Source organism: Bradyrhizobium frederickii (assembly GCF_004570865.1).
In the GTDB taxonomy this organism is placed as follows: Bacteria; Pseudomonadota; Alphaproteobacteria; order Rhizobiales; family Xanthobacteraceae; genus Bradyrhizobium; species Bradyrhizobium frederickii.
The window spans coordinates 47,636-66,387 of sequence record NZ_SPQS01000005.1; the positions used below are offsets into that span (position 1 = coordinate 47,636).

The following is an 18,752-nucleotide window of genomic DNA, read 5'->3' on the forward strand; positions in this document are numbered from 1 at the left end:
TTTGCCCACCCTACGATACTTACAATTGAGGGGGCAGAAGAGCCCCCTCATCCGGTAGCTACACCGCCCTCACTTCATCTTGCACTTGTCGTGGAAGCGATCCTGGTCGTTCTCGACGATGGTGGCGACCGTCTTCAGCGCGAGCTGGCCTTCGGAATCCTTGACCACGTCCTGCAGGTAGAAGCTCTGGATCGGGATGTGATTGTTGCCGAACTTGAACGCGCCGCGCACCGACTTGAAGTTGGCCTTCTCCATCTCGGCCTTCATCTCGTCCTTCTTCGAAGTGTCACCTTTCACGGCGTCGACGGCGCTGTTGATCAGGTTCGCGGCGTCATAGGACTGCGCACCGTAGAAGGTCGGGCGCAGGCCGGGATACTTCTTGCGGTAGTCGGCGACGAAGCGCTTGTTCTGCTCGTTGGGCAGGTCGTTGACCCATTGCTGCGCGCCGGGCACTCCGAGCGCGTTCTCCTTCTGCAGCGGCAGCGACAGCTCGTCGACGGTGAAGGCGGTGTAGAGCGGCATCGTGCTCTTCAGGCCGGCCTGCGCATATTGATTGAGGAACTGCACGCCGGCGGCACCGGGGTAGAACACGAAGATCGACTCGGCGCCGGAGGCGCGCGCCTTGGAGAGCTCGGCGGAGAAGTCGAGCTGGCTCGGCCACACCGTGTATTCCTCACCCACGACCTGGCCCTTGAAGGTGCTCTTGACGCCGGCCAGCATGTCCTTGCCGGCGGCGTAGTTCGGGCCGATCAGGAACACCGACTTGACGCCCTTCTGGTTCATGTAGGTGCCGACCGCCTGCGGGGTCTGGTCGTTCTGCCAGGAGGTCGAAAACACGTAAGGCGAGCACAGCTCGCCCGCGAGCTGCGACGGTCCGGCATTGGCCGAGATCATGAAGGTCTTCGAATCGACCGCGGTCTTGAGCGAGGCGAGCAGCACGTTCGACCAGATATAGCCGACGATGAAGTCGACCTTGTCCGACTGCACCAGTTTCTCGGTCTTCTGCTTGCCGACGTCGGGCTTCTGCCCGTCGTCCTCGTAGATCACCTCCACCGGCTTGCCGCCCATCTTGCGGCCGAGGTGATCGAGCGCGAGCTCGAAGGAATTACGCATATCGTTGCCGATCACGGCGGTCGGGCCGCTGAACGTCGAAACGAAACCGATCTTGATGGTGTCGCCGGCGAAAGCCGGGCTCGCCAGCACCAGCGCCGCTGCGCCCGCCAGCCAGAATGCCGTCTTCATAATCACTCCCCTCCTTATGATTGAGCCCGCAAGCGGGGTGATCGCCGCCCCGGGCCTTCTCTATTGAACGCAAAATCTGTCGAGCCGCCAATGGCTCAGCGCCCGCTCCTGCACCATATTTCGCCCGGATTGGCGATGGCAAGAAATATAATTCTACTCGCTTGGGCCAAGGCTGGTCGGGGCTGCGGCGCTTTTTCGCGCCGGAACGATACATGCGGCCTATGCGGCGATTGATGACGGCTATTGGACGGCACCGCACAATCGGCACTTAAATGAGGAAGAGCAGCAGCAAGATTCGAGGATCCACATGGCCGCACATCCCCATCGCGTCGTCATCGTCGGTGCCGGCTTCGGCGGGCTGGAGGCGACCTACCGGCTCGCGGGCACGCCGGTCGAGATCACGCTGATCGACCGCCGCAACCATCATCTGTTTCAGCCGCTGCTCTACCAGGTCGCGACCGCCTCGCTCGCAACTAGCGAGATCGCCTGGCCGATCCGCCATCTCATGCGCGACCGGCCCGAGGTGACGACGCTGTTCGCGACCGTGAGCGGCGTCGATGCGGCACGACGTTGCGTGCTGATCGACGACGGCAGCGAGGTGCCCTACGACACGCTGGTGCTGGCGACCGGCGCGCGGCACGCCTATTTCGGCCACGACGAATGGGAGCAATGGGCGCCCGGGCTGAAGACGCTGGAGGATGCGACCACCTTGCGCCGTCACATCCTGGTGGCGTTCGAGCGCGCCGAGCGCGAGACCGATCCGGCGAAGCGCGCGGCGCGGCTGACCTTCGTCATCGTCGGTGCCGGCCCGACCGGCGTCGAGCTCGCCGGCACCATCGCCGAAATGGCGCGCCATACGCTGCCCGGCGATTTCCGCAACATCGACACGACGAAAGCGCGGGTGGTGCTGATCGAGGCGGGGCCTCGCGTGCTCGCCGGCTTCGCCGACGACCTCTCGGCCTATGCGCAGGCGTCGCTGGAGAAGATCGGCGTCGAGGTCGTGCTGGGACAGGCCGTCACGGAGATCAACCGCGAGGGCGTCGTGTTCGGCGGCAAGCTGCTCGAAGCCAAGACCAGGATCTGGGCCGCCGGCGTGCGCGCCTCGCCCGCAGCCGAATGGCTGGGTGCACCCGCCGATCGCGCCGGACGCGTGCTGGTCGAGGCCGACCTCACCATCCCCGGCCATCCCGAGATCTTCGCGATCGGCGACACCGTCAGCATCAACGCCTGGGACGGCAAGCCGGTGCCGGGCATCGCGCCGGCGGCCAAGCAGCAGGGCCGTCACGTCGCCGAGACCATCAAGGCCCGCCTGCGCGGCGCTGCGGCCGGCCCGTTCCGCTACAAGCACGCCGGCAGCCTGGCTCAGATCGGCAAGCGGCTCGCCGTCATCGATTTCGGCCGCTTCAAGCTGCGCGGCGCTATCGCGTGGTGGATCTGGGGCATCGCCCACATCTACTTCCTGATCGGCCTCCGCCACCGCCTCAGCGTCGCGCTGAGCTGGCTCTGGATCTACGCGCGGGATCAGCGCGCCGCGCGGTTGATCACGCAGGGGTCAAGCAAGGTGGTGTAAGGGCTGCTCTCGTGTCCCGGACGCGGCGCGGCATGAAATGACGCGACGCAGAGCCGGGACCCAGGAGGCTGTGGGCCCCGGCTCAGCGGCGCAACGCTTCGCGCTGCACCGCGTCCGGGGCACGAGACCTACTTCACCAGCTCGCACCCGCCTTCCGCCAGCGGGCGGAAGGCCTGGTCGGCGGGAATCGTCGAGACCAGCTTATAATAATCGTACGGGTATTTCGACTCCTCCGGCTTCTTCACCTCGAACAAATACATCGGATGCACGACGCGGCCGTCCTGGCGGATCGTGGTGTCGCCGAACAATCTGTCCTTGCCCTTGAACTTCTTCATCTCGGGCACGGCGTCCTTGGCGTTGTCGCTGCCGGTCGCCGCGACGGCGTTGAGATAAGCGAGCGTCGAGGCATAGACGCCCGCTTGATTGCCGCTCGGCATCTTGCCGTTCATGCCGGGCCGCGCGGCGAAGCGCTTGGCGAAGGCGCGGGTGTCGTCGTTCATGTCCCAATAGAAGGCTTCCATGAGCTGCAAGCCCTGTGCGACCTTGATGCCCATGCCGTGGATGTCGTTGATGAAGAGCAGGAAGGCGACGAGCTTCTGGCCGCTCTGCTGGATGCCGAACTCGGCGGCCTGCTTCACGGCGTTGATGGTGTCGCCGCCGGCATTGGCAAGGCCGATCACCCGGGCCTTCGAGCTCTGCGCCTGTAACAGGAAGGAGGCAAAGTCGGAGGTGCCGAGCGGATGCTTGGAGGAACCCAGCACCTTGCCGCCATGGCTCTCGATGTATTTCTGCGCCTCGGCCTCGATGCCCTTGCCGAGGGCGTAGTCGACCGTGAGGAAGTACCAGTCCTTGCCGCCGCGCGACATCATCGCGGCCGCCGTGGTGTTGCCGGTGGCCCAGGTGTCGTTGACCCATTGGATGGTGTTGGGCGAGCAGGCCTTGCCGGTGAGATCGGAGCTTGCGGTCGACGACGCCAGGAACGTCATGCGGCTGTCGCGCAGCAGCGTGTTGATGGAAAGACCGACCGCCGAATTTGGCACGTCGACGATGGCATCGACGCCTTCGACATCGAGCCATTTACGCGCAATGGCGTTGCCGACGTCGGCCTTGTTCTGGTGGTCGGCATAGACGATCTCGACCTTGATGTTCTTGCCGCCGCCGTTGAAGTCTTCCGCCGCCATGCGCGCGGCTTCCACCGAGCCCATGCCGTTGGTGTCCTGGAAGATGCCGGAGATGTCGTTGAGCACGCCGACGCGCACGACGTTGTCGGAGATCTCGGCGCTCGCCGCGCCGGCAACCAGGCTCGCGGCCAGCGCGAGCGTCCACTTCAGATGTTTCATGGTTCCCTTCCCTGTTGATGCGTTGCCGCACCGGCCGTTGCCGGAGCGGTTGAAAAATCGGTTGGCTTTGCAGGTCAGACCTGCCGCTCCGGCAGCTTCACGATGAGCCCGTCGCGCTCCGGCGTGATCCTGATCTGGCAGGACAGCCGGCTGTTCGGCCGCCGCTCGCTCGCGGTGCCGTCGAGCAGCGCATCCTCGTCGTCAGCCATATCAGGCAGGCGCGCGAGCCAGCTTTCATCGACATAGACGTGACAGGTCGCGCACATGGCGTTGCCGCCGCATTCGGCCAGAATGCCGTCGAGGCCGTGACGGGTCGCCGCCTGCATGGCGCTCTCTTCACCTGAGGTCTCGACGCGCTCGGACTTGCCGTCGGGGTGGATGAATGTGATGGCGGGCATGAAGCTCCTCGTCAGGCCGGGGTAATCGTCACAGGCAGGCTGTCGAGCCCGCGCAGCGTGTTGTTGAAGCGGCGTTTCGGCTCGCCCGTGATCTCGATTTTCGCGACGCGGCGCGCCAGCGCAGTCAGCATCACCTCGCCTTCGAGGCGGGCGACGAGCTGGCCGACGCACATGTGGATGCCCGAGCCGAAGCCGACATGGCCGGAGGTCCGGCGGGTAATGTCGTAGCTGTCGGGCCGGTCCCAGCGCCTGGGATCGCGATTGGCGGCGGCCAGGAACATCAGCACCTTCTCGCCCTCGCCGATCGTGGCCCCCGAGAGCTCGACCTCGCGCGTGGTGGTGCGGAAGAAGGTCTGCACCGGACTTTCGAACCGCACCGCCTCCTCGAAGGCGTTGCGCGCCAGCGTCGGATCATCGCGCAGGCGCTGCCACTGGTCGGGGAAGCGCGCGAGGCAATAGACGGCGGCACCGATGCCGTTGACCGTGGTGTCGAGGCCGGCCGATAGCAGCGAGCGCACCAGCAGCGGCGCCTCGGTGGCCGTGATCTCGCCGTCGTCGACGCGGGCATGAATGCAGGCGCCGAAGCCGCCGGGCGCGAGATTGTCGCGCTGGCATTGCTCGGCGACATAGGCCTGGTGCGGCGCCGAGCGCGCGATCGCCTGCTGGCGCAGCTCATTCGGCGGACCGAACGCGTTGAACACGACACTGGCGTAGGGGATCAGATGCTCGCGCCCCTCCGGCTTCAGGCCCAGCGCATCCGGAAAGATCGAGAGCGGATAGGCCTCGGCGAGATCGGCGATCGCGTCGAAGCTGCGCTTGTCGAGCAGCGCGTCAACCCGCTCCTCCGCTGCGGCGGCGAAGCGGTCGCGCACCTGCTTCATCGCGGTCGGCGACAGCACTTTCGACAGCACCGCCCGGGTGCGGGTATGCGCGGGCGGGTCGGCTTCGAGGATCAGGCTCGGCGGCCGCCACGGCGTCTCCTTCTTGAAGTCGGACAGGCCGACACCGCGGCTGGAGCAGAAGGTGGCGGGATCGTTCAGCACCGCGTGGACCTCGGCATAGCGCGCTACGCCATAAACGTTCCACTTGTCGAGATAGACCACCGGCCCGGCCTCCCGCAGCCGCTGATGGGCGGGATAAGGGTCGGCGAAAAACCTCATGTCGAACGGATCGACGTCGAGATGCGGAACGGAGGCGGGACCCGTCGATGCCGGGGTGCCGGATGCGGTCATGGAAGACCTCCCTCATTTTGATCTTGTGAAAGTGCAGCGCATGCCATTAGGTCTTTGGGCCCACCGCGAGTCAGAACCCCGACATGCCTGCGCCTTCGACCAGATCCCGCCAAAAGCCTGCGCCCGTTGAGGCGGGGCCGACGCTCGATCTCAACCGCTACGTCCCCGCATTCGTCACCTTCATCGCCAACAAGCTCTCGAACAGCGCCACCGCGTTCTATCAGCGGGAGTTCGGCGTCAACGTCACGGAATGGCGGATCATGTCGCTGCTGGCGATTGAGCCCGGCATTCCGGCCTCGCGCATCTGCCACGTCATCGGCTTCGACAAGGGGCCCGTGAGCCGGACGCTGGGCGGCCTCGAGAAGCGTGGCCTGATCTCGATCCGCACCGACCCGAATGACGGCCGCACCCATTCGATCGCGCTGACGGCAAAGGGCCGCGCCACGCATGACAAGGTGATCGTTGCGGCGCTCGAGCGCGAACGGCGGCTGTTGTCGTGCCTGAGCAAGGACGAGCGCGAAGTGCTGATCGATCTGCTGCGCCGGCTGCACGACAACCTCGGCGCGGTCACTGGCGGCATCGAGCCCTGACGGGTCGCGCTTCAGGCGCCACCTTCCGTCACGTCCAGGCATGCGCCGGCGTTTGCCGACGGCACCGTTCGGGCCGAGCATTGTTTCCTCCAGGATCGGACGCGGCAGTTTCCCTGCCGTCATTGCCTCCTGGAATGGTTCGCATAAATTAGTTGCCTAGGCAACAAAAGAATCGGAAATATATTGCGGCGGGCGGCTGTCCTGTTTCGCCAGCACCTTCTTCGCATAGCGCTCGTCATTCCGGGGCGCGCGTAGCGCGAACCCGGAATCCATCGTGCAGCCATCTATGCGGGAGAATGGATTCCGGGTTCGCGCCCCAGGCGCGCCCCGGAATGACAGCGAGATGAGCTACGCGTCCCTCCCACGCCGCTCCTTCATCGACTCACTACAAGCCGACCCATTCCGACGACGTATCATCATTCAGCTGCGCCACCGCATCGGCACGCCGCGCCAGCACGGCGCGCTGGTTGATGTAGCCCTTGTCGGTAATCTCGCCGCCGTCGACCGACGGTGGCTCGGCGAGCAGCAGCGCACGGGTGGCGTGACCAGTGGAATTGGCGGCCTGCTGCTTCAGTTTCGCGAGGCCCTGCGCGATGGCGCTCCTGACCTTGTCATGTGCGAGCACCTCGCTCACATCGGCCGCCTCGCCCAAGCCGGCATGGGCGCGGCAGGCTGCGATGTTCGGAAACACCAGAAAGCGCACTTCATCACCGCCATGGCCTGCGACCACGATGTCCTGCGCCAAGGGCGCCAAGGCGGCGATGCCGGCGACGCGCAGCGTGCCGACATTGACCCAGGTGCCGGAATTGAGCTTGAAATCCTCGGCGACGCGGCCGTCGAAGAACAGGCCGCGCTCCGGCCGCGCATTGTCGGCAAGCTTGACGGCATCGCCGATCAGGTAAAAGCCCTCGTCGTCGAAGGCCTGCCGGGTCAGCTCCGGCGCCTTCCAATAGCCCGGCGTGACGTTGGGGCCGCGCACGCGCACCTCCAGCTTGTCGCCCGAGGCGACGAGCTTCAGCTCGGTGCCGGGAATGGGCACGCCGATATTGCCGGAGCGCTCGGCGAGGAAATGGCAATCGGTCGCGAGCGGCGACGTTTCCGTCGAGCCCCAGGCCGAAACCATCGGCAGCGCGCGGCCGACGGTCTTGATCGAGAGCTCCTCGAGCGCGTCCCAGAGATTCTGCGGCAGGGCAGCGCCGGCATAGAAGGCGAATTTCACCTCGCCGAAGAAGCGGCGGCGCAGTTCCTCGTCGCCGCGCAGCGCCGCGATCAGCATGTCGAAGCCGCGCGGCACGTTGAAATAGACCGTCGGCATCACGCTCTTCAAATTGGCCAGCGAGGTTGCAAACAGCCCCGGCGCTGGCTTGCCGCCGTCGATATAGAGCGAGCCGCCATTGCGCAGCACGAGATTGAAATTGTGGTTGGCGCCGAAGGTGTGGCTCCAGGGCAGCCAGTCCAGGATGACGAGATCACCGCGCGTCTGCTCGAGAAACGTCCAGGTCTGCGCCTTGGCCTGTTGGCTCGAGGTCAGCATGCGCTGGGTGTTGATGACGGCTTTCGGCGTCCCGGTCGACCCTGACGTGAACAGGAACTTTGCGATCGTGTCAGGCGTCACCGCGGCGAAGGCCGTTGCGACGTTAGGGCTCTCTGGCGTTGCCGCGACGGCGCGGAAAGCGAGTGCGCCGGCGTCATCCGCGTTGCCGCTGATGATCTGCGCCCGGTGCAGCGGCGCGATGGCGGCAAGCGCGGCCGCGAAGGGCCTGGTCGCAGACACGTAGATCGCGCCCGGCTCGAGCAGCGCGATCATGCTCTTGAGCTTCTCGAAATCCCGCGACATCAGCGAATAGGCCGGCGAGATCGCGGCCGAGGGCACGCCGACATGCTGGGCGGCAAGCGCGAGCAGCGCGTGGTCGATGCTGTTGTCGGAGAGAATCGCGAGCGGGTGTTCCGCGCTGAGGCCCTGCGCCAAAATCCAGGACGCCGCCGCACGCACCTGGCGCAGCGCCTGCGCATAGGTGACGGTGGTCCACGGCGCTTCGACATTGCCGCGCTCGGCGAGGAAGATCGCATCCGGCGTTTGCCGCGCCCATTGCTCCAGCCAGTCGCCGACGCAACGCGCGGCATCCCGCAACGGATCGGGCGATCGCAGCACGATGCTGCCGTCGGCGCGATGCTCTGCGACGGTCCGCGGGCTTGCGAACAGGCCTGCAACGTCACCACGTGGGGCGACTGTCATATGTGTCTCCTCCCTCCGTCCGGATACGACCGGCCGCGACCTCGTTCGGGCTGCTTGGCCACAATGTTGGGCTTGACAATTGTTGTCGTCAACAACAATCTTTTGCCTCGCTGACGCGCTAAGCTTGCCGGGCGGGAGACACGATGTGACAGCCAGCGCACCCCAGATTGCCCCACGCAAGCGCGCCGGCAATGGCGCGGCGCCCAGCGATGTCGCCGACGACATCGGGCTCGATGCGCTGGTCGGGCACGCCGGCTACGCGGTGCGGCGCTTCCAGATCTGGATCTTCCAGGACTTCATCAAGACCCTCGGCGAAGTCGACATAAGGCCGACGCAATATTCGGTGCTGACGCTGATCGGCGCCAATCCGGGCCTGTCGCAGATGGCGGTGGCAAAGCGCCTCGGCATCGAGCGCGCCCGGCTGGTGCATCTGCTCGACAGCCTCGAGCTGCGCAGGTACGTCAAGCGGGTCAAGTCGAAGGCGGACCGCCGTTCCCATGCCCTGCACCTCACCGCGCAGGGCGAGACGGCGCTGGCGAAATTCAAGCGGCTCGCGGCCGAGCACGAGCGGCACGTCGAAGAGAAGATCGGCAAGGAAAACCGGGCGCAGCTGCTCCGGATCCTCGCTGGCTTCACCTGATCTCGACTGCCCATCATTTAGGCTGTCGCTCGGCAAAGGGCGGTGATGCCGCCGCCGGCGGGCTTGCCGAAATACCTCATAACCAACTGATTACATTTATAATCTTCATCAGCGATCGGGCGTCCTGCTATTGTGCACAATGGCACATCGCTTGCTTCCCTCACGGTGAGGACAGATTGCCGGAGTTTTGTCGCCATGGGGGCTGAGCAGCCTGAAACGATCGCCGCGATTGTGGCCGCGCATCGCGCGGGCACGCTGACGCCGGCAGAGACGATCGCGCGGACCTATCAGCGCATCCGCGACCACGACGATCCCGCCATCTTCATCAGCCTGCGCGAGGAGAAGGATGCGGTCGCGGAAGCCGAGAGGCTCGCCGCGCGCGCGGACGCCGCCAGCCTGCCGTTGTACGGCGTGCCGATCGCGGTGAAGGACAATATCGACGCGCTGGGCTTTGCGACCACCGCGGCCTGCCCCGCCTTTTCCACCGCGCCGACACATGATGCGACCGCGGTGGCGCGCCTGCGCGCCGCCGGTGCCATCATCATCGGCAAGACCAATCTCGACCAGTTCGCGACCGGCCTCGTCGGCGTACGCTCGCCCTACGGCATTCCCAGGAATTCGATTCGTGAGGATCTCATTCCCGGCGGATCGAGCTCCGGCTCCGCCGTGGCGGTCGGCGCCGGCCTCGTGCCGCTGTCGCTCGGCACCGACACCGCCGGCTCGGGGCGTGTGCCGGCGATGCTCAACAACATCGTCGGGCTGAAACCGAGCCTCGGCATGATCTCGAATGCCGGCCTCGTGCCGGCCTGCCGTACGCTCGACTGCATCTCGGTGTTCGCGCTGACGGTCGACGACGCGGCGCTGGCGCTGTCCGTGATGGCGGGACCGGACCCCGCCGATCCGTTCTCGCGCGACCGGCCGCTTGGCGCGATGACGCCGCTCCCGGCAGATCTGCGCCTTGGCGTGCCGCGCAACGGACAGCTGATCTTCTTCGGCGACAGGAATGCCGAGACCGCTTACGCCGATGCGCTGAAGCGCTGGACCGCGCTCGGCGCAACGCTGGTCGAGTTCGACCTCGAGCCGTTCTACGAGACGGCGCGGCTGCTCTATGAGGGCCCGTGGGTCGCCGAGCGTTACCTCGTGATCAAGGATCTGCTCGCCTCCGCGCCGGATGCGATCCATCCCGTCACGCGCGAGATCACCGCGGCCGGCGCGCGGCTCACGGCCGCCGAGACCTTTTCGGCGCTGTACCGCCTGCAGGGCCTGCGCAGGATCGCCGAGCGCACCTTTGCCAATATCGACGCGCTGGTGCTGCCGACGGCGCCGACCGCCTATACGACCGCGCAGGTGCTCGCCAATCCGATCGAGCTCAACAGTCGGCTCGGCACCTACACCAATTTCGTCAATCTGCTCGACCTCTGCGGCCTGGCGCTGCCGGCGTCGATGCGCGCCGACGGCATTCCGTTCGGCATCACGCTGCTCGCGCCCGCCGGACGCGATGCGATGCTGGCGAGCATCGGTCGCGTCTTCCATGCGGATACCAGGCTGAGCCTCGGCGCGAAAGGCGCGGCACCAGCACCGCTCGCGCCGCTGCCGGCAAGCCGCAGCGACGACATCCCGATCGCCGTGGTCGGCGCGCATCTGTCCGGCATGGTGCTGAATGGCGAATTGACAGCGCTGAACGGACGCCTGATCGAGACGACCAGGACAGCGCCCGATTACAAGCTCTACGCGCTCAAGACCACGCCGCCGAAGCCCGGCATGCTGCGCGTCGCCGCCGGCAAGGGCGCGTCGATCGAGCTGGAGATCTGGTCGCTGTCGCCATCCGCCTTCGGCCAGTTCGTCAACGCGATTCCCTCGCCGATGGCGATCGGCACGGTGCGGCTGGCCGATGGCCGCTCGGTGAAGGGGTTTCTCGTCGAGCCCGAAGTGCTGGGAGATGCGCACGACATCACGGCGCTTGGAGGATGGCGCGCGTACATGAAGGAAGCTGCGACAAAGAAGATTTCGTAGGGTGGGCAAAGCGTAGCGTGCCCACGATTCCCTGAATCACAAGAAGACCGTGGGCACGGCGCTTCGCGCCTTTGCCCACCCTACGGCACCGCGTGCGCGTCCTACACCGACACCGCGTAGATCTCGTACTCCCCGCGCACCAGCTCGATATGCGCGCGCATCGCGGCTGCCGCGCCCTGCTTGTCGCCGCGCATGATGGCGACGACGACGCGGTCGTGCTCGGCATGCGATTTTGCCAACCGGCCGAGGTTGCGGAACTGGGCGCGGCGGAACGGCTGCACGCGGACGCGGGTGGCCAGCGTGATCTCGGCGATGTAGCCGTTTTGCGAACCGGCATAGATGGCGTTGTGGAAGCGTTCGTTGACCTCGTGAAAGCGATCCGGGTTGCCGGTGTAGCTCAGCACGCGCAGCTCTTCGTGGATGGCCTCCAGGCCGTGGCGCTCGGCCGCGGACATGCGCTCGGCCGCAAGGCCAGCGCACAGCGCCTCGAGCTCCGCCATCGCCTCGAACATGCTTGTCAGCCGCTCGATCGAGGGCTGCGCCACCACCGCGCCGCGATGGGGCCGCGCCTCGACGAGGCCGCTCGCCACCAGCTGGCGCAGCGCCTCGCGCACTGGCGTGCGCGAGACGTTGAAGCGCCGTGCGATGTCAGTCTCGTCCAGTGGTGCGCCGGGGGCGAGGGCGCCGCGCACGATCTCGTCCGCGAGCTGCAGGCGCAGCTCCTCGGCGCGCGTGACCTTGTGCACGCTGGGTGGCGCTCGGTCGACGCGAGGCACCACCGGCTCGGCCGGCGCTGTCCCTTGCGGAAGATCGTCAAGCGTCATGCGGTCTCTTTCGGCTCGTCGATGATGCTGACATGGGCGGCGACGACACGCCAACCCTCGGGAAAGCGGATCCAGGTCTGCATCTGCCGGCCGACCTTGCCTGGCGCCGTGTCGCGATAGAACAGGGTGGAAGCCACCGCGGTGTCGCGGCCATAGCTGGTAATGACCGTCTTGGCGGTGCGGCGGTTCAGGCCGACGGGCGAGCGCGCGGCACGGAAGCCGCTGATCGCCGCATAGCCATAGAGGTTCTCGCCGATGCCGTAGCGCAAGGTGCGGGGATCGTTGCGGAACAGCTCGCCGAGCACGGCGACGTCGTTGTTGACGAGGGCCTGCTCATAGCGATCGAACGCGGCTTTGACGTCCGCGATCACGTCGGGGAGATCGATCTCCATCTCAGATTCCTCTCGGCGATGGCGCGGCGGCCACGCCCATCTTTTCCAAGGCGTAGGCGACGCGGAGCGCAATGTCCTCGCGCCAGGGCGCGGCGATGATCTGCACGCCGATCGGCAACGGCTCGAGCGGCACCGGGACCGCCACCACCGGGAGGCCGATGAACGAGATCGGCTGGGTGTGGATGCCGATATTGGCGCGCACCGGCAGCTCGACGCCGTCCAGATTGAAATTCACCTGGCCGAGCTTCGGTGCCGTACAGGGCGTCGCCGGCGCGAGCAGCACGTCGACTGACTTGAAGATGTCCGCGAGCTGCGCGCGATACCAGCGGCGGAATTTCTGGGCGCGGTCGACCAGCGGCGCCGGCACCATGGCGCCTGCGATCAGCCGGTCGCGCACGGCCGGGTCGAAATCGTTCGGGCGCTTGCGCAGGCGATCGAGATGCAGCGATGCACCTTCGGTCGTGGTGATGACATAGGCCGCCGCGCGGGCACGGGCGGCCTCGGGCACGTCCACGACCTGCGTTGCGCCGAGCGCCCTGGCGACGCGGCTGACCGCTTCGACGGCTTCCGGAAACACATTCTTCTGGAAGTAACCGCCGGCGATCGCGATACGCAGATCCGAAACCGGGTTGGCGATCAGCGGCAGCGTCGGCTCCAGACCGCGCGTGGTGCAGGCGCTGTCCTCCGGGTCCGGCCCCTGCATCACGTCATAGGCGAGCGCGAGATCGGTGGCGGAGCGCGCGAACGGGCCGAGATGATCGAGGCTCGCGACGAAGGGGAACGAGCGCGCCCGCGACAGCCGGCCATAGGTCGGCTTCAGGCCAAAGATGCCGCAGAACGAGGACGGCACGCGGATCGAGCCGTTGGTGTCCGAGCCGAGCGCGATCGGCACCAGCGCGCCGCCGACGGCGCTGCCCGAGCCGCCGGAGGAACCGCCGGTCATCCGCGTCGTGTCATGCGGATTGCGCGAGGGACCGTCATGGACGTTCTCGCCGGTGAAGTCGTAGGCGTATTCGCCCATGTTGAGCGCACCGACGAGCACGGCGCCGGCGGCCTCCATGCGCTCGATCAAGGCCGCATCGCGCCTGGCAGGCGGAAGGTCGCGGTTGATCTTCGAGCCGGCCCGGGTGGGGAGGTCGGCGACGTCGAACAGGTTCTTCACCGCGAAGGGGACACCGGCGAGCGGGCCGACTTCCTTGCCTGCGGCGATGTCGGCATCGATCGCGCGTGCTTTCGCGCGGGCGCGATCGGCGGTGACATCGGTAAAGGAATTGAGGATGCCGTCGTGCTGCTTGATGCGCGCGAGCGCCGTTTCAGTGGCATCGAGTGCGGACATCTTGCGGGCCGCAACCGCGCTGGCGATTCCGGCGGCCGTCGTCTCTGGCTTGCTGGTCATGGCGATGTCAGGCGGTGAAGATCGGCGCCGGCTCGGTCTCGTCCGGCAGCGCGAATTCGTCGACCATGCGGCCAAGCCGCAGCGAGACTTCGAGATTGGCGCGCACCGCGGGCCTCCAGGCCTCCTCGACCGGCAGCGCCAGCGCTTTCGATACGGCGTCGATATAATCGTCCAGCGGCTCGGCCATCACGCTCCCAAACAATCTCTCAATGCACCGGCAACGGCGGATGCGGGATCGCCGTCAGCAGTTCCTTGGTGTAGTCGTCCTGCGGATCGCTCAAAACCTGCTCGGAGGAGCCCTCTTCGACGATCCGTCCCGTCCGCATAACAATGACACGATCGCACAACAAGCGCACCACATTCAAATCATGCGAGACGAACAGATAGCTCATACCTAGCCGCTGCTTCAGGTCCTGAAGCAGGTTCAGCACGACGGCCTGAACCGAGACGTCCAGCGCAGCCGTCGGCTCGTCGAGGATGACGAGCTTCGGATGCAGCGCGATGGCGCGGGCGATGCCGACGCGGGCCTTCTGGCCGCCGGACAATTGATGCGGGAAGCGGTCGAGCAGATTGTGCGGCAGGCCGACCATGGTGGCGAGCTCCTCGCAGCGCGCGCGAAGCGCGTCGCGCCCCCTGACGTCGCCGAGCTGCATGATCGGGTCCGCAATGGCGCGCGCGGCGGTGAAGCGCGGGTTGAGGCTGTCGGTCGGATCCTGGAACACCATCTGGATACGGCTGCGCTGCGGCAGCCGGGCAAAGGCTGATGGCGCGATGCCGGAGATGTCCTCGCCATCGAACTGGATCAGGCCGGAGGTCTGGTCCAGGAGCCGCATCACCATCATCGACGTCGTCGATTTGCCGCAGCCGGATTCGCCGACGAGCCCGACGCTCTCGCCATGGCCGATCGAAAAGCTGATGCCATCGACGGCACGGAACACGTCCGGCTCGACCGGCGGCTTGCGGCCGAACAGCTTGCCGAGCACGGCGGTGGCGCCCTGGCGGGGGTACTCCTTGACCAGCTTGTCGACGAGAAGGAGGGGCTGGCTCTCACCACACGCGACACTGTGCTCCCTCGCCCCGCTTGCGGGGTCGCGACGAGCTTCGCTCGCGCTGGGAGCGTCGGGGTGAGGGGCTCCCTCCGCGAGCACGGTGCTGGGAGAGTCCCCCTCACCCGCCACGCTCCGGGGCGCAATTGCGCTCCCGAGCGTGTCGGCCTCTCCCCGCACGCGGGGAGAGGCGAAGGAAGCGCTCTCCTCTTCAGGCAACAAGTCTCGCAGGCTCACGCCCAGCCGCGGCGTCGCGCGCATCAGCTTCTTGGTGTAGGGGTGCTGCGGGTTTGCAAAGATGTCGGCGGCCTTGGCGGTCTCGACCACGCGGCCCTTCTCCATCACGACGACGCGGTCGCAATAGGCAGCCGCGAGGCCGAGATCGTGCGTGATCAGGATGGTCGACATCGCGCGGCGCCTGGTCAGCTCGACGATCAAATCCATCACCGCCTTCTGGGTGGTGACGTCGAGGCCGGTGGTCGGCTCGTCCGCGATCAGGAGCTGCGGATTGCAGGCGAGCGCGAGGGCGATGACGACGCGCTGGCACATGCCGCCCGAGAGCTCGAAGGGATAGGCGTGGTAGCGCTCGCGCGGGCGGGCGATCTTGACCTGCTCCAGCGCCTCGATCGCCTTCTCGCCGCGATCTGCGACCTGGGCCTGCTGCACATGGGTGCGCAGCACGTCCTCGATCTGGTCGCCGACTTTCCGGATCGGGTTGAGCGCGGCGCGCGGGTTCTGGAAGATCATCGAGACTTCGCGGCCGCGCAGATCGCGCATCTGGTCTTCGCTCGCCGCCTTCACGTCGATGCCGGAGAACATCACCGAGCCCTCGGCGATCCGCCCGGCACGGTCGAGAATGCGCATCACCGCATAGGACGTCACCGATTTGCCGGAGCCGGACTCGCCGACGATGGCGAGCGTCTCGCCCTTGGCGACGGAGATGTTGACCTGCTGCACCGCTTTGACGATGCCGCGGCGGGTGGTGAACTCGACCGTGAGGTCCTGAACGTCGAGCAGCGGCTGGACGGTCATGCGGGCCTCCCCATCAAAAAGGTCGAAAACAACCCCATGCACAGTAGAATGGCATTGGAATCGTTGGGGAATTTTTGACGGAAATTCGCGCGTGAGGGAGGCACCGCTCTCTCATTCCCTCCCCCCTTGCGGGGGAGGGGCAGGGAGAGGGGTGCTACACGGGGATTCTCTCCGCACGCGAACACCGCGGCATCCGGATCACCAACACCTTTTACTGGGCTACCCCTCTCCCCAGCCCTCCCCCGCAAGGGGGGAGGGAGCGATAGAGAGGTGCCCTCCTCACAGCTTCGCTGCACGTCTCTGCCCCTAACCATCATCATGTCCTCCGCTGGGGATCGACGATGTCGCGCAGGCCGTCGCCGAGGAGGTTGAAGCAGAATACGGCGATCATCAGCGCGAGGCCGGGGAAGAGCGCGATCCACCATTCCCCTGACACCATGAAGCCGGCGCCTTCGGCGACCATGATGCCCCATTCGGCGGTCGGCGGACGGACACCGAGGCCGATGAAGGACAGACCGGCGGCGTTGAGGATGGCGTAGCCCATGGTCAGCGACATCTGCACGATCATGATCGGCATGATGTTCGGCAGGATGTGCACCAGGAGGATGCGGAATTCGCCGTTGCCCGACAGGCGCGCGGCCTGCACGAAGCCGGCGTTGCGGCGCACATTGGCCTCGGCGCGCGCGACGCGGGCATAGAGCGGGAAGTTCACGATCGCGGTCGCCAGGATGATGTTCTGCACGGTGTTGCCGAGCGCGGCCACGATGCCCATCGCCAGCACGAACAGCGGGAAGGCCATGATGGTGTCGGCGATGCGGCCGACGATGCGATCGGTCCAGCCGCCGAAGTAACCGGCCGCGATGCCGGCAAGGCCGCCCATCAGGAACACCAGCGCAACCGAGGCAATCGCGATGAAGGTATCGAGCCGCGTCGCCACGATGACGCGGCTGAAGATGTCGCGCCCGAGCTGGTCGGTGCCGAACCAGTGCGCCGCCGAGGGCGGCTTCAGCGCCGCGGCGGTATCGGACGCGAGCGGATCATACGGCACGACGTAGGGTCCGAAGACCGCGGCAAGCAGGATCAGGATCAGCAGCGCGAAGGCAAAGCCCGTGACCTTGTTCTCGCCGAGGACGTAGCGGGTCTGGTCGAGGATCGCGACGAGGCCGGACGTACGCGCGGGACCGACGGGTTCGACAGCAGGCGCAACGGAGCTCATTGTTTCACTCCTGGAGCTTCATGACTTTGGGTGGCGAGCTTGGAGTTGGCTTCACCTCTCCCGCTTGCGGGAGAGGTCGCGCCGACGGCGCGGGTGAGGGCTTTCTCCTCTTGGGAGTTCTCGACCGCGGAGAAACCCTCTCCCCAACCCTCCCCCGCAAGCGGGGGAGGGAGCGCACCGTCCGCGTGATTCGCATCGAACGCGATCATGGTCGGCTACCCCTCCAACCGCACCCGCGGATCGATCACGCCGTACAAGATGTCGATCACGAGATTGAGCAGCACGTACATCACCGCCATGGTCAGCACGAAGCCCTGCACCGGCGCGAAGTCCGACGCGATCAGGGCTTCTACCGCGTAGGAGCCGATGCCGGGCCAGGCGAACACTTTTTCCACCAGCACGTTGGCGCCCAGCAGGAACGAGAACACCATGCTGAGCGTGGTGATGACGGGCAGCATCGCGTTGCGGAACGCGTAGGTGACGATCACGGTCGCCGGCGACAGCCCGCTGGCGCGCGCGGTGCGGACGAATTCGGACGCGAGCACCGCCAGCATCGAAGCGCGCGTCATGCGCGCGATCGGCGCCAGCGAGAAGATCGCGAGCGTCGTCGCGGGCAGAATGAGCTGGCTCAGCGCGGAGCGGAACGCCTCGAGGTCGCGCGCGATCAGCGTGTCGATCAGGTAGAAGCCGGTGACCGTCGGCGGCGCGCTGTAGAACACGTCGAGACGCCCGAGCGGCGCCGGCGACCAGCCCAGGCGGAAATAGAACACATAGACCAGCACGAGGCCGGTGAAGAACACCGGCAGCGACACGCCGGCCGTCGTCGTGACCCGGCAGAGATGGTCGATCCACGACCCCGGCCGCGTGGCTGCGAGCACACCGAGCGGAATCGCGATCACGACCGAGACGATGAGGCCGAGCAGGGTCAATTCGGCAGAGGCCGGCAGGCGGTTGCGGATCTCGGCCGCGACCGGCTGCCCTGTCGTCAGCGAGTTGCCGAAATCGCCATGGGCGAGATCGCTGGTGTAACGGAAGAACTGCTCGATCAGCGGCCTGTCGAGGCCGAGCTTTTTGCGGATCTGCTCGACGGCTTCCTTCGTTGCCGCGGGGCCGGCGAAGTAGGCGGCGGGATCGCCGGGCAGCGCGCGCGTCAGCAGGAAGGTGACGATGACGACCCCGATCAACGAGGGAATCGCGAACATCAGGCGCTTGCCGATCATGGTCAGCATGGGGCGCTCCCCATTGTGGACAGAACGCTCTCGGCACGCTCGGCTATGTTCCCTCCCCCCTTGCGGGGGAGGGCTAGGGAGAGGGGTGGCCGCGGGAGAGGTCTGAGTTCGTGGCTACCCCCCTCCCTGCCCCTCCCCCGCAAGGGGGGAGGGAATGAGAGAACTGCGCTCACCTCACTTCGCTTGAGGTGACCAACCGATGCTGATGCGAAGACGACATTCTCGATAGTCGACAACAACCTCGCCCCGCGCTCCGCTGCGTTTCCTCCCCCCTTGCGGGGGAGGGCTAGGGAGAGGGGTGCCACACCGGGACTCGCAGCGTGACAAAGAACACGCCGCGCGCGACGAGGAGCACC

General features: G+C 66.4%; 16 protein-coding genes. 4 read left to right on the forward strand and 12 right to left on the reverse strand.

Features of this window, described 5'->3' with window-relative positions:
• Nucleotides 1–69: 69 nt before the first annotated feature.
• Nucleotides 70–1,242 carry an ABC transporter substrate-binding protein gene (locus E4K64_RS10085; protein ID WP_135163378.1) on the reverse strand — a complete coding sequence of 391 codons (1,173 nt, stop codon included), beginning with the start codon at nucleotides 1,240–1,242 and terminating at the stop codon, nucleotides 70–72.
• 307 nt (nucleotides 1,243–1,549) lie between these two features.
• Between E4K64_RS10085 and E4K64_RS10090 the strand changes: the two genes are divergently transcribed.
• On the forward strand, nucleotides 1,550–2,812 hold the full coding sequence (locus E4K64_RS10090) for an NAD(P)/FAD-dependent oxidoreductase (RefSeq protein ID WP_135163379.1): 1,263 nt from the start codon (nucleotides 1,550–1,552) through the stop codon (nucleotides 2,810–2,812).
• Between the two features lie 128 nt (nucleotides 2,813–2,940).
• On the opposite strand, the gene E4K64_RS10095 is transcribed toward E4K64_RS10090, so the two are convergent.
• The 3 genes from E4K64_RS10095 to E4K64_RS10105 form a co-directional block, all read right to left on the reverse strand.
• Nucleotides 2,941–4,152 (reverse strand): ABC transporter substrate-binding protein, encoded by a 1,212-nt coding sequence (locus E4K64_RS10095; protein ID WP_135163380.1) that lies wholly within the window; start codon nucleotides 4,150–4,152, stop codon nucleotides 2,941–2,943.
• Between the two features lie 74 nt (nucleotides 4,153–4,226).
• Nucleotides 4,227–4,550, reverse strand: a complete 324-nt coding sequence (locus E4K64_RS10100) for a 2Fe-2S iron-sulfur cluster-binding protein (protein WP_135163381.1) — start codon at nucleotides 4,548–4,550, stop codon at nucleotides 4,227–4,229.
• An 11-nt stretch (nucleotides 4,551–4,561) separates the two neighbouring features.
• On the reverse strand, nucleotides 4,562–5,782 hold the full coding sequence (locus E4K64_RS10105) for a cytochrome P450 (RefSeq protein WP_135163382.1): 1,221 nt from the start codon (nucleotides 5,780–5,782) through the stop codon (nucleotides 4,562–4,564).
• A gap of 83 nt (nucleotides 5,783–5,865) precedes the next feature.
• Between E4K64_RS10105 and E4K64_RS10110 the strand changes: the two genes are divergently transcribed.
• Nucleotides 5,866–6,372 (forward strand): MarR family winged helix-turn-helix transcriptional regulator, encoded by a 507-nt coding sequence (locus E4K64_RS10110; protein ID WP_135163383.1) that lies wholly within the window; start codon nucleotides 5,866–5,868, stop codon nucleotides 6,370–6,372.
• A gap of 385 nt (nucleotides 6,373–6,757) precedes the next feature.
• Here E4K64_RS10110 and E4K64_RS10115 read toward each other — a convergent pair whose 3' ends face one another.
• Nucleotides 6,758–8,608 (reverse strand): feruloyl-CoA synthase, encoded by a 1,851-nt coding sequence (locus E4K64_RS10115; RefSeq protein WP_167771921.1) that lies wholly within the window; start codon nucleotides 8,606–8,608, stop codon nucleotides 6,758–6,760.
• A 145-nt stretch (nucleotides 8,609–8,753) separates the two neighbouring features.
• On the opposite strand from E4K64_RS10115, the gene E4K64_RS10120 reads away from it, so the two are divergent.
• Nucleotides 8,754–9,248 carry a MarR family winged helix-turn-helix transcriptional regulator gene (locus tag E4K64_RS10120; protein WP_167771922.1) on the forward strand — a complete coding sequence of 165 codons (495 nt, stop codon included), beginning with the start codon at nucleotides 8,754–8,756 and terminating at the stop codon, nucleotides 9,246–9,248.
• 195 nt (nucleotides 9,249–9,443) lie between these two features.
• A complete protein-coding gene (atzF, locus tag E4K64_RS10125) occupies nucleotides 9,444–11,261 on the forward strand; it encodes an allophanate hydrolase (protein WP_135163385.1) in 1,818 nt (605 codons plus the stop codon).
• A gap of 101 nt (nucleotides 11,262–11,362) precedes the next feature.
• Here atzF and E4K64_RS10130 read toward each other — a convergent pair whose 3' ends face one another.
• The 7 genes from E4K64_RS10130 to E4K64_RS10165 all read right to left on the reverse strand — a co-directional run bounded on the left by E4K64_RS10130 (nucleotide 11,363) and on the right by E4K64_RS10165 (nucleotide 18,396).
• On the reverse strand, nucleotides 11,363–12,085 hold the full coding sequence (locus tag E4K64_RS10130; RefSeq protein WP_135163386.1) for a GntR family transcriptional regulator: 723 nt from the start codon (nucleotides 12,083–12,085) through the stop codon (nucleotides 11,363–11,365).
• Nucleotides 12,082–12,477 (reverse strand): oxalurate catabolism protein HpxZ, encoded by a 396-nt coding sequence (gene hpxZ / locus E4K64_RS10135; protein WP_135163387.1) that lies wholly within the window; start codon nucleotides 12,475–12,477, stop codon nucleotides 12,082–12,084. The genes E4K64_RS10130 and hpxZ overlap by 4 nt, the downstream gene beginning before the upstream one ends.
• Nucleotide 12,478: 1 nt before the next feature.
• Nucleotides 12,479–13,873, reverse strand: coding sequence for an AtzE family amidohydrolase (locus E4K64_RS10140; RefSeq protein ID WP_135163388.1), 1,395 nt, complete (start codon nucleotides 13,871–13,873; stop codon nucleotides 12,479–12,481).
• 7 nt (nucleotides 13,874–13,880) lie between these two features.
• On the reverse strand, nucleotides 13,881–14,060 hold the full coding sequence (locus E4K64_RS10145; protein WP_164718544.1) for a DUF4089 domain-containing protein: 180 nt from the start codon (nucleotides 14,058–14,060) through the stop codon (nucleotides 13,881–13,883).
• A 19-nt stretch (nucleotides 14,061–14,079) separates the two neighbouring features.
• Entirely contained in the window at nucleotides 14,080–15,951 is a 1,872-nt protein-coding gene (locus E4K64_RS10150; RefSeq protein ID WP_135163389.1) for a dipeptide ABC transporter ATP-binding protein, read from the reverse strand.
• A gap of 316 nt (nucleotides 15,952–16,267) precedes the next feature.
• On the reverse strand, nucleotides 16,268–17,167 hold the full coding sequence (locus E4K64_RS10155) for an ABC transporter permease (RefSeq protein ID WP_135163390.1): 900 nt from the start codon (nucleotides 17,165–17,167) through the stop codon (nucleotides 16,268–16,270).
• Nucleotides 17,168–17,382: 215 nt separating this feature from the next.
• Entirely contained in the window at nucleotides 17,383–18,396 is a 1,014-nt protein-coding gene (locus tag E4K64_RS10165; protein WP_126257204.1) for an ABC transporter permease, read from the reverse strand.
• Nucleotides 18,397–18,752: the final 356 nt, after the last annotated feature.